The organism is Paraburkholderia sp. SOS3 (assembly GCF_001922345.1).
GTDB lineage: Bacteria > Pseudomonadota > Gammaproteobacteria > Burkholderiales > Burkholderiaceae > Paraburkholderia.
Window position 1 is genome coordinate 870958 of sequence record NZ_CP018811.1, and the last position, 15064, is coordinate 886021.

Here is a 15064-nt window from a genome sequence, read left to right on the forward strand (position 1 = left end):
TGGCCAACGAGGCGCTTCAACTATTTGTATCGTACGCGCCGATATAGCGGGCGCGCGGGCGAATGAGCCTGCCGTCCGCTGTCTGTTCGATCGCATGCGCGATCCAGCCCGCAACGCGGCCCACCGCAAATAGCGTGAACGCTGCGCCCGACGGCAATGCGAGCACGCGTTCGATTGCAGCCAACGCATAGTCGACGGTCGGCTCGACGCCGGCCGTGTCGTGCATGGACGCGGCAAGCCGTTGCACTTCCACGAGCGGCGAACGCGCGGGCGCGCAGTCGGCGAGCATCTCGAGCAGCAGCCTGGCACGCGGGTCGCCGTCCGGATACAGAGGATGGCCGAAGCCCGGCAGCGGCGGACGCAGCGCGAGCGTTTCCTGCGTGCCGGCGCTGCTTGCGTCGCTGTGTTCCTCGTGAGCGAGACGCGTGGCGAGGAAGCGATCGAGGTCGGCGGCGCGCGAGGCGTCGTCGAACAGTGCCGCGACGCGCACTGTCTCGCCGCCGTGCCGCGGCCCCGCGAGCGCGGCAAGGCCGCCTGCGATCGCGCCGAACAGATGTGTGCCGGTCGATGTGATGCAGCGCACCGTGAAGGTCGACGCGTTCAATTCGTGATCGGCGCACGCGACGAGTGCGGCGCGCAGCAGGTTGATCTGCGGCCGGGTGCGTACGCCCCACGCGGCGGCGAGTTGCCGATGCAGCGGATCGTTCGACGGAGCAGCCGAAATCATGGCGGCCGCGACGAGGCGCAGCAGCACACAGGCGGTGTCGAGCTGCGCGTCGCGCCCGAGCGCCCAGACGCGCGGCATTTGCGCCGCGGCGGCCGGCAGCAGCACGAGCGCGCGATCGAGCGGCGTGCTGTCGCTCCACAATTTCAGCCAAGCGGACCACTGCGCGGCGGCGATCGGCGCCGCCGGCGCCTGCGCGATGCGCCGTTCGCTGCACGCCCACAGCAACGCGGCCGTGTCTTCCAGCGAGGCAGTGCGAGCCAGTTCGATCGCGTCATGTCCGCGATAGAAGAGCCGGCCGTCGGCGATTAGCGTGATTGCCGATTCAAGCACCGGCACGCCCCAGTCGAGTACTTTCTGCGCGACTTTGCCTGCGCGCTTGCCGTCGGCCTTGCGGCGCGCGAGGCGCCGCACTTCGTCGGCATCGTAGAGGCGGCGTTTCGAATTTGCATCGGGCGACGAGCGCAGCATGCCACGGCTGACATAGGCGTATAGCGTCGGCAAGCTGATGCCGAGTGCTTGCGCGGCTTCATCGGCGCAGAGGTAGCGCTTCGACGAAGAACTGCTGGCAGGACGGGAGGAGGGCATAAGCGGCGGCAAAAACCGGACAAATCAATATACATTGATTCTAACAATCAAGATTGATCGACGTGAGGCTGAATTCTAGACTGGTCGCCATTCCCACCGTCGGCGCGAAGCCGCTCCCACCATGACGCCTCTTATTGCACTGGACCATCTGTGGACCGCGGCCGGCGGCGACGCCGCGGCGCTCGACGCCGTTTCGATCACCGGCAACGATCCTGCGTTGCCGTCGGTGTTCCGCGTCGGCACGCTCGCGGCTGCGACGATCGCGGCGACGGGGCTGGCCGCCGCCGAGTGTCATCGGTTGCAAACCGGGCAGCAAAGCGGGTTACAACGCGGGTTACGACGCGGGCTGCAGAGCGGTCAGCGGCAACGCGTTCACGTCGACGTGCAGCGTGCGCTGACCGCGTTTCGCAGCGAACGGTACCTGCGCGTGAACGATGGCCCGCCGCTCGACATGCGCAATCCGATCTTCGGCTTCTTCGAGACGCGCGACGGCCGCTGGGTTCAGTTGCACACGAATTTTCCGCATCACCTCGAAGGTGTGCTGAAAATCCTCGGTTGCGCGAACGACCGGTCTTCTGTGGCACAGGCGATTCGCGATTGGGACGGCGCCATCCTCGATCAGACGCTCGCCGATGCGGGCTTGCCCGCCGCGCTGATTCGCACGCCGCGCGAATGGGCAGCGCTCGAGCAGGCGAAGGCGATTGCGAATCTGCCGCTGTTCGAGATCGAGCGGATTGGCGATGCGCCGCCGCAGCCGATTGCGTCGTCAAGCCGTGCCGGCGCCGGGGGGCTTGCTCGAGCGGCCCAAGCGGCCCAAGCGGCCCAAGCGGCCCAAGCGGCCCAAGCACCCGGCCAGCCGCTTTCCGGCGTGCGCGTGCTCGATCTGTCGCGGATCATCGCGGGGCCGGTCGCGGGCCGCGCGCTCGCATCGCACGGCGCACAGGTGCTGCTCGTCAATGGCCCGCATCTGCCGAACATTGCGCCGCTCGTGATCGACACGGGCCGCGGCAAGCGTTCGGCGACGCTCGATCTGCGCGAAGCAGCGGGCCGCGCTCGACTCGAGGCGCTCACGCGCGATGCCGATGTGTTCCTGCAGGCCTACCGGCCGGGCGCACTCGCCGCGCGTGGCTTCGGACCGGAGGCACTCGCGCGGTTGAGGCCCGGCATCGTCTGCGTGTCGATCTCCGCATATGGGCATACAGGGCCGTGGGCCGCGCGGCGCGGTTTCGACAGCCTCGTGCAGTCGGCGAGCGGCATTGCGCATACGGAGGCGCACGCGGCCGGCGTCGATGGGCCGAAGCACCTGCCGTGTCAGGCGCTCGATCACGGCACCGGCTACCTGGCCGCGTTCGGTGCGATGGTGGCACTGGCGCGCCGCGCGACCGAGGGCGGCAGCTGGCATGTGCGGCTGTCGCTTGCGCAAACGGGCCGCTGGTTGCAGTCGCTCGGGCAGATCGAGGATGGCTGGCGCGTGCCGGAAGTGAATTTCGACGATGTGAAGGATTCACTCGACGCGGTCGATTCGCCGTTTGGCCGCGTGCTCGGCACGCCGCCCGCCGAACAGCTTTCGGAGACGCCGGCGCGCTACGGCCGGCCGCCGGTGCCGATCGGCGCTGATGACGCGCGCTGGGAAAGCTAGCGCGTCGCGACCGGCGGGGGCGGTGTCGCACGAGCATGTTGTCCGCGGTGCGGTGCAACTGACTGTTCGCCCGCTGCCCGGCGCGTCGGTCTGCCCGGCGGATCGCCTGCGCCGCGAACGATGCCTGGGCCGCGCAGCGGTCCACTACTTCCGCAGCTCGGCCACGAAGTCGTAGTAGTCGTTACGGCAATAGGTATCGGTCAGTTCAATCGCGCGCTGGTCCGACGTATAACCGACGCGTGTAATCAGCAGCAGCGCTTCGTTCTGCGCAATGCTCATTTGCTGTGCGATTTCCTCGCTCGCATTGACCGCGCGAAAGTGTTGCAGCGCGCGTACGATCGACAAACCGCGCTGCTCGAGATACGAATACAACGAATCGCCGATCGCATGCGGATCGGGAATCACCGAAGCGGGGAACGTCGAATTCTCGACGGCCATCACGATGCCGTCCGCAAGCCGCAAGCGGCGCAAGCGCGTGACGGCGGCCGCCGGCGACAGCCCGAGGCGGATCACTTCATCGCGGTTCGCCGGCACGATCTCGCGCGAAAGCCATTGCGAACTGGGGGTGAAACCGCGCCGGCGCAGCATCTCGCTGAAGCTTGACAGGCGCGACAACGGATCTTCGTAGCGCGGCGTAATGAAGCTGCCCGCGCCTTGCGTGCGGCGGATCAAACCCTGTTCGACGAGCAGCGCGATCGCCTTGCGCGCGGTAATGCGCGACACGCCAAGCGCGTCGGACAGCACACGCTCCGAGGGCAATGCTTCCCCGGGGTTCCAGCGGTTGTCATGAATGGCATGGCCGAGCTTGCGGGCGAGTTGCAAGTAAAGCGGCGTATCGTTTTCCGGGTCCGGGCGCAAATCGCGCCAGCGGTCTTCCGTGGTTGAGTTCATGACTTGTGCGCAAGAAGGGCAAGCGGCAATTCTATGATATTGGCGCGCGGCGTTATAGCGGGCTTTTGCCTGGTCGCCGATGCGCTGCCGGCCAAAACGCTACACTCGCAGCAGCGCAACGCAACCCGTTTCAGGAGAAATCAATGACGACCGATATCGCCACCGTGACGTTACCCGACGGCGAGCGCATCCCGAAGCTGGGGCAGGGCACGTGGGAGATGGGCGAGCGCACGTCGCAGCGCGCGGCGGAAATCGCGGCGCTGCGCGAAGGCATCGAACTCGGCATGACGCTCATCGATACCGCGGAGATGTACGGCGAAGGCTCGACTGAATCGCTGCTCGGCGAGGCGCTGGCGGGCGTTCGCGACGACGTGTTTCTCGTCAGCAAGGTGTATCCGCATAACGCGAGCCGGCGCGGCGTGCAGGCGGCGTGCGAACGCTCGCTCAAGCGCCTGAAGACCGACCGGCTCGACTTGTACCTGCTGCACTGGCGCGGTTCGGAGCCGCTCGAAGAAACCGTCGCGGGCTTCGAAGCGCTGCGTCAGGCCGGCAAGATCCGCCACTGGGGCGTGAGCAACTTCGACGCCGACGATATGGACGAACTCGCCGCCGTGCCGCACGGCGATGCGTGCGCGACGAATCAGATTCTGTACAACGTCGCGCGGCGCGGGCCGGAATTCGATCTCCTGCCGTGGCTCAAGGCGCGCAATATTCCGGCAATGGCTTATAGCCCCGTCGATCACGCGCGTTTGCCGAAGCGTTCGCCGCTTGACGACATTGCGGCCGCGCATGGGGTATCGGTGTTCCAGATCGCGCTTGCGTGGGTGCTGCAGCAGCCCGATGTGTTCGCGATTCCGAAGGCGGGACGCGTCGAACATGTGCGCGATAACCGGCGCGCCGCGGATATCGCATTGAGCGCCGACGATTGCGCGGCGATCGATGCGCATTTCCGTCCGCCGCTGCGCAAGCAGCCGCTCGAGATGTTGTGAGCGCGGCGCCGCGCGCGGCGTGCGGGGTGCGGGGTGCGGCCATCGGGCGCCGCTATCGGATGTCGCTGTCGGTCGGCAGCCTCGCGGCCATCAGTTGCACGGATGATGCATGTGTACGGAGCCGAGCAGGGCGACCTCGGCGGGCGTGTCCTTCAGCGCAGCGGCATCGACCTGATTCGCATCGGCAAGATAGTCGTCGATGATCGACGAAAGCTTCACGTCGTGCAGGCACAGCGACGCGCGTTGTGTTTCACCTGCGGACAGTTGCGCGTGTTGCGCGAGAAACTGCACGCCATATTGATAGCCATGAATGATGCCGCGAACGGCGCCGAGGCATTGGCCCTGCGCGACGGCGTCGTTTTTGCGCGCGCATAGCCGCTCGAGCGTGTAGGCGGAAAAGGTCGGATCGGTCGTTGGCATCGGATGCGACTGAGCGGATTGCAGTCTTGCTTGCACAACCGATCGAGCCGGTACCCCGAAGGCGTTTGCATCGGCTTGCGCAAGCGGCACGAGAGACACGCACAGCGCGGCGCAAAGCAGGCCGGCGGCAACGCGCGCGGCAGCGCGACGTGGAGTTTGTTGCATGGCGAGCGCTCATCGAACGGCGACTCAAGTCTGAGACGCCCGGCGCGCTTTGGTTCCGTTGCTGCGCGTGGACGGCATTCGGCGCGCAATCGTGTCGACTGATGTGTCGAATGAGGTGTCAACTGAGGCAGTCGCGGTCCGGGCGGTGACGTTCGACCGGGGGGATCCAAACGTCACCGCCGCCGCTGGCAGGCGATGGCCGCCGCCAGGCTGCGCGCTTGCTGGCGGATCACGCGAATCGCCGCGTGGCACGGCTGGGAGAACGATGCGCGCGCATCGTTCGACGGGCTTAGTGCCCGCCACCGTGACCGCCACCGCCACTGCCCGAGCCGCCACCATAGCCGCCGTGGCCGCCACCGAAGCCGCCGCCAAAGCCGCCGCCAAAGCCGCCGCCAAAGCCGCCGCCGTGGCCGCTACCGAAGCCGCCTCCACCAAAGCCGCCACCGTGGCCGCTACCCGCGCTGCTTCCACCAAAGCCACCTCCACCAAAGCCACCACCACCAAAGCCACCACCATGGCCGCCGCCATGGCCACTGCCGTGACCGCCGCTCGGACCGCCAGCGCCTGCATTGCCGCCGCCGCAACCATCGCCACCACCGGCGTGACCGCCACCGCCGTGGCCACTGCCACCGCCATGACCACTGCCACCGCCACCGCCGCCATTACCACCGCCGCCATTACCACCGCCGCCGCCACCGCCACCGCCACCGCCACCGCCACCGCCACCGCCACCGCCACCGCCACCGCCACCGCCACCGCCACCGCCACCGCCACCGCCACCGCCGCCATGACCACCACCACTGCCCGCATTGCTACTACCGGCGCTGCCACCAGCATTACTACCTGCTCCACTGCCCGTCGAGCCGCCTGCGCTGCCCGCCGAGCCACTGCCGCCCGCGGCTGCGGCGCCGGCCGCCGCAGCACCCGAACTGCCTCGAGCGCCGCCGTGCGTATAAGGACTGCAGTTGTTCTGGTTGCCAACGCAACTATCTGGCGTGAACACCGCGGCGGCGTCATCGGCGGCCGTCGAAGGTGTCGCATCGATGGGAAATTGACCGGCGGCCATAGGGTCGCCGCGCGTGTCGGCTTCGCCGCTCCCGGGCAGCGCAGCGATCGAGATGCTGCTTGCCGGCACTGCCGCATCCGCGAGCACGAGCCATTGTGGAATCACTTCGTCCGTGCTCGACGCTCGTGCGGCCGTCCATGGCGGCGCGCCGATCACCACGACGAGGGCCGCGCCGAGGGCGACCTTCACCACCGCTCTACGTCCTGAAGAATCGTAGTGCGTAATAAATTTTGCGGGATCCATCGCACATCTCCCTGGAATCTGCAGCCCCGTTGTTGTCGCTGCGACTCCCTTGTTCCAATCGTGTCGGCGGGCGGACCGCGTGACTTGACCGTCACCCGACCCGCCGCCTTGATTGCCCCGTAGCCTGTTTTTGCAGACCGCGCCGCACTTCGCGCGCGGCTAGCCACGCTCCCTGTGGATCGCCGCGCGAGCGTCGATCCGCGTGCCTGCCGATTCACGTTGATCGACTTGACGACATTGATCGAACGAAAGCGGACGCCCGCCATATAGCGATAAACATGCCATTGCGCGCAAAGGCGCGTCGCGCGTGGCACGCAGCGGCGAGCATCGAGTGCGTCGATGGGAAAACCGGAGAAAAACGTTTCTGCGCTGAAACGAGGGCGCGAAATCAGCTCGCGCGATGTTTCATCGGCGACGTTGAAGCGAGCGAAGCTCGTCGATGGGGATATGGCAGCGGATGCGGTGGCCGTCGCCGGCATCGGAAAACGGCGGGTCCTGCTGTTCGCAGATCGCGCCGATCTTGCGCGGGCAGCGAGTATGAAACACGCATCCTGACGGCGGTTCTGCGGGACTCGGCGGTTCGCCCTCGAGACGAATGCGCTCGCGGCCCAACTTCGTTGCATGCGCATCGAGTGTCGGTACCGACGAGAGCAGTGCCTCCGTGTACGGATGGTGCGGTCCATCGAACACAGCAGCGGCGGGCCCGATTTCGAGCAGCCTGCCGACGTACAGCACGGCGATGCGGTCCGACAGATAGCGGACCACGTGCAGATCGTGCGAAATGAATATGTAGCTCACCTGATGCTCGCGCTGCAAATCCGCGAGCAGGTTCAGGATTGCGGCCTGCACCGATACATCGAGTGCGGAAGTCGGTTCGTCGCAGACGACGACCCGCGGATCGCCCGCGAATGCGCGCGCGATCGCCACGCGCTGCTTGAGGCCGCCGGACAATTGCCGCGTGCGTGCGCCCAGATAGCGGTCCGGCAAGCGCACGGCTTCCACGAGCGTCGTCAACCGTTCTTCGCGCGCGAGCGCATGCAGCGAAGTCAGCCGCGACAGCGCGCGGCCGATCAGACGCTTCACCGAATGCGCGCGATTGAGCGCCGAATCGGGGTTCTGAAACACGATCTGCAGCGACTTCACCTGCTCGTCGTTGCGGCGTGTCACGCGCGAGGCCAAGGGTTCGCCGTCGAGTTCGAGCACGCCGCCCGCGTCGGGTTCGATGAGACCGAGCAGCATTTTGGCGAGTGTCGTCTTCCCGCTGCCCGATTCGCCGACGAGGCCCAGTGTTTCGCCGGCCGCGAGGTCGAGCGATACCGAATCGACCGCGCGCAATGCGACGCCGGATGCATGGAAGGTCTTCGAGACGTGTCCGGCGCGCAGCACGCGCCCAGCGCCGTTGGGCTTTGCAGCGACGGGCGGCGCGCGAGTGTGCGCTTGCGTTTGACTCGAATCGGCGGACTGCGCCGCCTGCCCGGTTTGCTGCGGCGCATTCGCATTCGCCCGCGGCAACTCGATCGCGCGCTCATGATAGTGACAGCGCGACATCTGGTCGCCATGCTGCGCGCTCATCCTGTACGGCGGCGGCGCATCGCGGCGGCAGCGATCGTCGGCGAGCCGGCAACGGTCTGCGTAAATGCAGCCCTGTGTGATCGAACCGGGCGTCGGCAAGCTGCCCGCGATCGTATCGAGCCGGTCCCGATCCTTGCTGCGGCCCGGGCTCGGCAGGCAGCGCAACAGACCAACCGTATAAGGATGACGCGGCCGGCTGAACACGTCGCGTGTCGCGCCTTCCTCGACGAGCTTGCCCGCGTACAGCACGCCGACGCGCTCGCACATCTTGCCGATCACCGCGAGGTTGTGGCTGATAAACAGCACTGCGGTGCCATATTCCTTGCGCAGTTGCGCGATCAGATCGAGCACGTCCGCTTCGACGGTCGCGTCGAGTCCGGTCGTCGGTTCGTCGAGAATCAGCAGCGCGGGGTTCGACGCGAGCGCCATCGCGATCACGACGCGCTGCTGCATGCCGCCCGACAATTCGTGCGGATAACTATCCATCACGCGTTCGGGCGCCCCGATGCGCACGCGCCGCAGCATCTCGAGCGTGCGTTGCATCGCCTCGTCGTAGGTCGCGCCCGATACTTCGAACGCTTCGGCGACCTGGCGAGCGATCGTCAGCGAAGGGTTCAGCGCGCGCGACGGGTCCTGATAGACCATCGAGATCGCATTCGCGCGCATGGCGCGCAGCGCGGCCGTATCGAGCGATTCGACATCCTCGCCGTCGATCGCGATGCGGCCCGCCTTGACCCGGCCATTGCGCGCGAGATAGCGCAGCACGGCCATCGCAACCGTCGATTTGCCGCAGCCCGATTCGCCGACGAGACCATAGGCTTCGCCGCGCCGCACGCGAAACGACACGTCCTGCAACACCTCCCGATCGCGGCCGCGCACACGGTAAGCAACCGTGAGGCCGACGATCGTCAGCGCATCGGAACGGTCGCGCTTCGACACATCGAACGCGGGAAATGCTGCGGCCGGCGACGCGCTCATCGGTCCAATACTCCTTCGACGCTGTCGGCAATCAGATTCACGCCGACCACCAGCGATGCGATTGCCGCGGCGTCGAACACGACGGTCCACCATGCGCCGCCGGCCATCAGCGTGTACGAATCGGAGAGCGCGAGCCCCCAGTCCGCGGAAGGCGGCTGGATGCCGAAGCCGAGAAACGACAGCGTCGCGACCGAGAAGATCGCATAGCCGAGACGCACGGTCGCTTCGACGATGATCGGCGGCAGCACGTTCGGCAGAATCTCGGCGAACATGATGTAAACCGCATGCTCGCCGCGCAGCTGCGCCGCGGCGACATAGTCGAGATGGCGTTCGGCGAGCACCGCGGCGCGCACGGTACGCGCGGTGATCGGCATGAACGTGATGCCGATCACGAGTATCACCGTGAGGTTCGACGCGCCGACCGCGGCGAGCGCGAGCAGCGCGACGATCACGAGCGGCAACGCGAGCACGGCGTCGATCGCGCGGCCGATCACATGATCGACCCAGCCGCCGAAATAGCCGACGGTCAGCCCGAGCGCGGTGCCCGCGACGGTGCCGACGAGCGTCGCGAGCGGCGCGATCGTCAGGATGTCGCGCGCGCCGACAATCACGCGTGAACAGACATCGCGGCCGAGCTGATCGGTGCCGAACCAGTGCGTGCGATCGGGCGGCAGCAGCGAATTGAGCGGATCGGATGCGTAAGCGTCGTGCGGCGCGATCCATGTGCCGGCGATCGCGCAGGCTACCCACCACAGCACGATGAGCAAACCGATCACGAAGCCCGGCGAGCGCAGCAGCAACAGCAGCCGCTCGTAGCGCGGATCCTGCGCGCGCGGCGGCGGCGCGGCGGAGGTCGTCGCAGTCGTCGCGACCGCCACGGCGCCCGGTGTGGCGCCCGCCTCGCGCGCTTCGGGTGTACCCGGTGCGGCGCTCGTCATAAGGTGCTCCTCATTCGGCGCTCCGTACGCGCAGACGCGGATTCAACGTCACGTGCAGCGCATCCGCGATGAAATTGGCGACTGTATAGACGACGCCGACCGTCAGCACGCCAGCCTCGAGCATCGGAAAGTCCTTCGCTTTCGCGGCGCTGTAGATCAGCGAGCCGATGCCTTCGTAGTGAAACAGCGTCTCGACGACGACGAGCCCGCCGATCATATAGCCGAGCTGCGTCGCCGCGACGGTGATGGTCGGCAGCAGCGCATTGCGCAGTACGTGCCGGAAAATCACGACGTGCGGCGGCAAGCCTTTCAGGATCGCTGTGCGCGTGTAGTCCGCATCGAGCGCTTCGACAGTGCCCGCGCGCGCCATGCGCGCGATATAGCCGAAAAAGATCAGCACGAGTGGCAGCACCGGCAGGATCAGATGCCGCAACTGTTCGAGCGCGCCCGCGCCCGGCGGCGCGGCCGCTTCGATCGGCAGCCAGCGCAGCCAGATGCCGAACACGAGTATCAGCACGATCGACGAAACGAATTCCGGCACCACGGTCGCCGATAGCCCGGCGACGCTGATCGTGCGGTCGATCCAGCGCCCTTCGTGCAAGGCGGCCCATACGCCGCCCGCGATGCCGAGCGGCACGACGACGATAAACGCGAGCAGGCCGAGCTTCGCGGAATTGGCGAGCGCGCTGCCGATAAACGGCGCAACCGGTTCGCGAAACGCGTACGACGTGCCCATATCGCCGTGCAGCAGATGCGTGATCCATTGCGTGTACTGCGTGAGCAGCGGGCGGTCCGCGCCGAGCTGATGGTTGAGCGCGGCGACCGCGCGTGCGTCGGCGAGCGGGCCGAGTATCGCGCGGCCGACGTCGCCGGGCAGCAGCTGCCCGCCGGCGAACACGAGTACCGAAAGCAGCCACAACGTGACGAGCGCAAGTGCGAGACGCGCCGCGAGAAAGCGCGCCACGCGCGCCGCATTGCCCGAAGTGCCACGCCCGGCGGCGGAAGCGGAAGAGGCGGAGGTCGACATCGGAGCCGGCTACGCGGCAATCACCGCGCGATCGAAATACAACTGCGCGAGCGCAGTGAAACGCACGCCGTTCAGCTTCGCGCGTGCCGCTATCAACTGATCGTAGAAGAACGGAATGATCACCGGAGTTTCATCGAGCAGCAGCGTCTGGATCTGGGCGGAGATGCGCTTTTGCGACGTGATGTCGAGCGCCGCATCGAAATTCGCCACGAGCCGGTCGTATTGCGGATTCCGGAAGTGCGCAGCATTCCACGTACCTGTGCTCGTCAACGGCGCTTTCAGGAATACGTTCGGCACGCCCCGCGCGCCGTAATCGGTGATGCCGAGCGGCGAGTCGAGCCAGTCGGACTTGCCCGGTGCGCCCGCGCCGTAATACATCGACTGGCTTTCCACCTTCAGGTTGATGCGCACGCCGATCGCCTTCGCGTAGTTCTGCACGACGACCGCGAGATCGGGCAGCTCCATGTACTTTTCAGTGGTCAGCGTAATGTCGAAGCCGTTCGGCACGCCAGCTTGCGCGAGCAGCTGTTTGGCCTTCGCGACATCGATCCTGCGTTGCGGCACGCCCGCGTCGGACGACGGAAACACCGGCGCGAACGGGCTGTCGTTGCCGACCTGCGCGCGGCCCTGAAAGAGCCCGCGCACGATCACATCGCGATCGATCGCGAGTGCCAGTGCCTGGCGCACGCGTTTGTCCTTGAACTGCGGGCTGTCGTTGCGCATGTGAATCTGCCGGTGCGCGCTCGACTTCACGCCGATTACCTTGAATTCGGGGTTGTTCAGAAGCCCGCGGCCGCCCTGCACGGTGAACGTGCCCATCACATCGGCCTGACGGCCTTGCAGCGCGAGAATCTGCGCCTGCTGATCCGCGTAGAACGTGAACTGCAGGCGTTCGGGCAGCGCTTTTTCGCCCCAGTAGTCGGGATTGCGCACGAAAGACGCGCCGACCTTCGGCTGATACTTTTCGAGCTTGAATGCGCCGGTGCCGACGAAGGTCTTTTCGTAATCGCCTTGATAGCTCGCCGGCAGAATGATCGCGTTGTAGTTGTCCGACGAAACGTAGTACGGAAAGTTGCCCGTGGGCGCGTCGAGATGAAACTCGACCGTGTGATCGTCGACCACCTTGGTCGCGCCCTTCGACAGTACGCCCTTGAAGACCGACAGCGCGGCCGAGCCGGCTGCCGGGTCGGTCAGCCGGTCGAACGTCGCGGCGACGTCCTTCGCGGTGAACGGTTCGCCGTTGCTGAACTTGACGTTCTGACGCAGCTTGAAGGTCCACACGCTGCCCTTGTCGTCCGGTTTCCACGACAGGGCGAGCGCGGGCCGCAGCATAAGCTTTTCGCTGTCGTCGTCGACGAGGAATTCACCGGTTTGATTGAGCAGCGCGAGGCCGCCGGCGTCGGTCACGGTGAGCGGATCGACGGCGCCGGCCGGCATCAGATGCGCGATGCGGATCGTCGCGTTCGTCGCGCCTTGCGCACGCGCTTCGCGCGCGGCGAAAAGCCCCGTGCCCGCGAGCGAAAGTCCGATTACGCTCGCGTAGCGCAACAGTTCGCGGCGTGACAGGCGGCCAGCGAGGAATTCGTCGATTGCATGATTGCCGTACGGGTCGGCTTCATTGCGGGCGGTGTCGAGAGTCCGTCGTAGTGACGGCAGGTACGGGTGGTCCGCGGGGATCTTCATCGATAGATAGTCCGGTCCGTTCTGTTGAGCGTCGCGCGCGGCCTCGCGAGAAAGCCAGGGCGGCGCGGCGGTGCGAGCGGTACTGCGACGAGGGATGAGGACTCAGTGTAAGCGATTGCCTTGCACTGCGGCGTGTTTGCGGCCGTGAACCGCCGTGCGGATCGCGAGAAACCGGAGCGGCTTGTCTCGCGCTGACAACGGTCGGGGTTCGATTGCGCGGGCTTGCGCGTTCAACCGCGTGCTTCACCGCGCGATAAAGCATGCGGTAAAGCACGGAAAACTTGCGGCGCTGCCTGCGATGGCGAATGCGTCGTTGTTGCAGAGCGCGCTACGCTTGCGGCGCTTATGGCACTTTTGACACTTTTGGCACTAACCGCCGTTATTGCAGCTACCTTGCCGACGGTGCGCGCCGCCAGCGGTGAAACAGGATCGACCCGATCCAGCACGCCATGAAGGTCGCGACGATGCCGTAACCGAGCGTGCCGAACTGTGCGTTGACCGCGCCGATTGCATCCCATGCGCGGCCGGACAAGCCGAGCTTGTCGGCGATGAGGCCGAGCGCCTCGACGCCGCCGATCGCGATGGCGACGAGTGCCGACACGAAGGTGATGCTCGCGTTGTAGTAAAGCTTGCGCTTCGGGTCGTCCATGGCCCAGCCGTACGCGTGGACCATCAGTACATTGTCGGTCGAGTCGACGAGCGTCATGCCCGCGGTGAAGAGCGCCGGAAACACGAGAATCGAATAGAGCGGCAGACCTTTGCCGGCCTCGGCCGCGGCGATCGCGAGCAAGCCGATTTCGGTCGCGGTGTCGAAGCCAAGGCCGAATAGCACGCCGACCGGATACATATGCCAGCTTTTCGTGACGATGCGAAAGAGCGGCTTCAGCGCGCGCGACAGCAATCCGGCCGGCGCGGCCGCATGGGCCGCGGCTTCGAGGCTCGCATCGGCCGCTGCTTTGCCGCCATCGGCGTGGCCGCCATGGGTGCCGCCGCTGCGTTGCACATGCCGATAACGGCGCCACACATCGCGCAGGATCGTCAGATTGACGCCCGCGAGCACGAGCAGAAATACCGCCGATACCATCGTGCCGATCGTGCCGCCGACGGCCTTGAACGCGTCGAAGCGGCTATGCAGCGACAACGCCGTGATCGCGATGCCGATCGTCGCGGCGATCACGATCGTCGAATGGCCGAGCGAAAATGCGAGGCCGACGCCGAGCGGCCGCTTGCCCTGCTGCATGAGCTTGCGCGTGACCGCATCGATCGCCGCGATATGGTCCGCGTCGACGGCGTGCCGCAAACCGAAGCCGTACGCGAGCAGCGCGGTGCCGAGCAGCAGCGGATAGTGGCGTAAAGCGACGAGCGCCCACGCCCATGCGCCGAGGTTCGCGGCAATCAGCACCGCGTAGAGCGTGACGATCTGTCGTGTCGGAGGACGAAGGCGCGTGGCGGTCGGCGTCATGAGGCGGTCGTGCGGAAAAGGGCGGTGGTGTTTCAGTGCTGGTGCGGATGCTTGTGGATCGGATCGACCCAGTAGACCGTCTCCGGCTGCTCGACGGCGTCGATATTGAGGTTCACGACGACTGCCTCGTTGTCGCTGCGCACGAGCACGCATTCGAGCGGGTCGTCGGTGCTCGCATTGATCTCCTGATGCGGCACATACGGCGGCACGAAGATGAAGTCGCCCGGGCCTGCTTCGGCGGTGAATTCGAGGTGCTCGCCCCAGCGCATCCGCGCGTGGCCGCGCACGACGTAGATCACGCTTTCGAGCGCGCCGTGATGATGCGCGCCCGTCTTCGCATTCGGATGGATCGTCACCGTGCCAGCCCAGATTTTCTGCGCGCCGACGCGCGCCGCGTTGATCGCGGCCGCGCGGTTCATGCCCGGCGTTTGCGCCGTATTCGTGTCGAGCTGGTCGCCGCGGATCACCTTGACGCCGTGCTCGCGCCAGTCGATCGGCTGATCGTGCTGTTCGTGCGCGGCATCATTGCCGTCGCCGTGGTGATCGTGATCGTGGTCGTGGCTCATCGGTTGTCTCCTTGCGCGACGCCTTGGGCCGCGCGGTCCATTCTGACATGACCAAAATTGACACGCACGCTCGCTGACATGGCGGCGCGTGCGCAGGCGAAAAAAAGCCCGTT

Annotated in this window: 12 protein-coding genes; 3 read left to right on the top strand and 9 right to left on the bottom strand. The window is 66.4% G+C overall.

Annotated features, from left to right (window positions below; all coding sequences use genetic code 11):
• Window positions 1-16: 16 nt before the first annotated feature.
• Window positions 17-1312: a citrate/2-methylcitrate synthase gene (locus BTO02_RS03965; RefSeq protein WP_075155931.1), complete on the bottom strand. Its 1296-nt coding sequence runs from the start codon at window positions 1310-1312 to the stop codon at window positions 17-19.
• 121 nt (window positions 1313-1433) lie between these two features.
• Here BTO02_RS03965 and BTO02_RS03970 point away from each other — a divergent pair, with 121 nt between their 5' ends.
• Window positions 1434-2951, top strand: coding sequence for a CoA transferase (locus BTO02_RS03970; RefSeq protein WP_075155932.1), 1518 nt, complete (start codon window positions 1434-1436; stop codon window positions 2949-2951).
• A 144-nt stretch (window positions 2952-3095) separates the two neighbouring features.
• Here the strand turns inward: BTO02_RS03970 and BTO02_RS03975 are convergent, their stop codons facing one another.
• Window positions 3096-3842, bottom strand: a complete 747-nt coding sequence (locus BTO02_RS03975; protein ID WP_075155933.1) for a GntR family transcriptional regulator — start codon at window positions 3840-3842, stop codon at window positions 3096-3098.
• 143 nt (window positions 3843-3985) lie between these two features.
• On the opposite strand from BTO02_RS03975, the gene BTO02_RS03980 reads away from it, so the two are divergent.
• Complete coding sequence (locus BTO02_RS03980; protein ID WP_075155934.1) at window positions 3986-4831, top strand: aldo/keto reductase; 846 nt, start codon at window positions 3986-3988, stop codon at window positions 4829-4831.
• 90 nt (window positions 4832-4921) lie between these two features.
• Here BTO02_RS03980 and BTO02_RS03985 read toward each other — a convergent pair whose 3' ends face one another.
• Window positions 4922-5416 (bottom strand): hypothetical protein, encoded by a 495-nt coding sequence (locus tag BTO02_RS03985; RefSeq protein ID WP_075155935.1) that lies wholly within the window; start codon window positions 5414-5416, stop codon window positions 4922-4924.
• A gap of 346 nt (window positions 5417-5762) precedes the next feature.
• On the opposite strand from BTO02_RS03985, the gene BTO02_RS34700 reads away from it, so the two are divergent.
• Window positions 5763-6689 carry a hypothetical protein gene (locus tag BTO02_RS34700; protein WP_198039182.1) on the top strand — a complete coding sequence of 309 codons (927 nt, stop codon included), beginning with the start codon at window positions 5763-5765 and terminating at the stop codon, window positions 6687-6689.
• A 441-nt stretch (window positions 6690-7130) separates the two neighbouring features.
• On the opposite strand, the gene BTO02_RS04000 is transcribed toward BTO02_RS34700, so the two are convergent.
• The 6 genes from BTO02_RS04000 to BTO02_RS04025 all read right to left on the bottom strand — a co-directional run bounded on the left by BTO02_RS04000 (window position 7131) and on the right by BTO02_RS04025 (window position 14951).
• Window positions 7131-9275, bottom strand: a complete 2145-nt coding sequence (locus BTO02_RS04000) for a dipeptide ABC transporter ATP-binding protein (RefSeq protein WP_075155937.1) — start codon at window positions 9273-9275, stop codon at window positions 7131-7133.
• Window positions 9272-10213 carry an ABC transporter permease gene (locus BTO02_RS04005; protein WP_083614969.1) on the bottom strand — a complete coding sequence of 314 codons (942 nt, stop codon included), beginning with the start codon at window positions 10211-10213 and terminating at the stop codon, window positions 9272-9274. Before BTO02_RS04005 ends, BTO02_RS04000 begins: the two co-directional genes overlap by 4 nt.
• A 10-nt stretch (window positions 10214-10223) precedes the next feature.
• The gene (locus tag BTO02_RS04010; protein WP_075155938.1) at window positions 10224-11240 is read right to left on the bottom strand and encodes an ABC transporter permease; all 1017 of its coding nucleotides are present in this window, start codon (window positions 11238-11240) and stop codon (window positions 10224-10226) included.
• A 9-nt stretch (window positions 11241-11249) separates the two neighbouring features.
• A complete protein-coding gene (locus BTO02_RS04015) occupies window positions 11250-12923 on the bottom strand; it encodes an ABC transporter substrate-binding protein (protein ID WP_075155939.1) in 1674 nt (557 codons plus the stop codon).
• A 388-nt stretch (window positions 12924-13311) separates the two neighbouring features.
• Complete coding sequence (locus BTO02_RS04020; protein WP_075155940.1) at window positions 13312-14385, bottom strand: HoxN/HupN/NixA family nickel/cobalt transporter; 1074 nt, start codon at window positions 14383-14385, stop codon at window positions 13312-13314.
• A 32-nt stretch (window positions 14386-14417) separates the two neighbouring features.
• The gene (locus BTO02_RS04025) at window positions 14418-14951 is read right to left on the bottom strand and encodes a cupin domain-containing protein (RefSeq protein ID WP_075155941.1); all 534 of its coding nucleotides are present in this window, start codon (window positions 14949-14951) and stop codon (window positions 14418-14420) included.
• Window positions 14952-15064 lie beyond the last annotated feature (113 nt).

Excerpts from the sequence above, each read along its gene's own strand:
- BTO02_RS03965 (WP_075155931.1), bottom strand. The coding sequence starts at position 1,312 with ATGCCCTCCTCCCGTCCTGCCAGCAGTTCTTCGTCGAAGCGCTACCTC.
- BTO02_RS03970 (WP_075155932.1), top strand. The coding sequence starts at position 1,434 with ATGACGCCTCTTATTGCACTGGACCATCTGTGGACCGCGGCCGGCGGC.
- BTO02_RS03975 (WP_075155933.1), bottom strand. The coding sequence starts at position 3,842 with ATGAACTCAACCACGGAAGACCGCTGGCGCGATTTGCGCCCGGACCCG.
- BTO02_RS03980 (WP_075155934.1), top strand. The coding sequence starts at position 3,986 with ATGACGACCGATATCGCCACCGTGACGTTACCCGACGGCGAGCGCATC.
- BTO02_RS03985 (WP_075155935.1), bottom strand. The coding sequence starts at position 5,416 with ATGCAACAAACTCCACGTCGCGCTGCCGCGCGCGTTGCCGCCGGCCTG.
- BTO02_RS04000 (WP_075155937.1), bottom strand. The coding sequence starts at position 9,275 with ATGAGCGCGTCGCCGGCCGCAGCATTTCCCGCGTTCGATGTGTCGAAG.
- BTO02_RS04005 (WP_083614969.1), bottom strand. The coding sequence starts at position 10,213 with ATGACGAGCGCCGCACCGGGTACACCCGAAGCGCGCGAGGCGGGCGCC.
- BTO02_RS04010 (WP_075155938.1), bottom strand. The coding sequence starts at position 11,240 with ATGTCGACCTCCGCCTCTTCCGCTTCCGCCGCCGGGCGTGGCACTTCG.
- BTO02_RS04015 (WP_075155939.1), bottom strand. The coding sequence starts at position 12,923 with ATGAAGATCCCCGCGGACCACCCGTACCTGCCGTCACTACGACGGACT.
- BTO02_RS04020 (WP_075155940.1), bottom strand. The coding sequence starts at position 14,385 with ATGACGCCGACCGCCACGCGCCTTCGTCCTCCGACACGACAGATCGTC.
- BTO02_RS04025 (WP_075155941.1), bottom strand. The coding sequence starts at position 14,951 with ATGAGCCACGACCACGATCACGATCACCACGGCGACGGCAATGATGCC.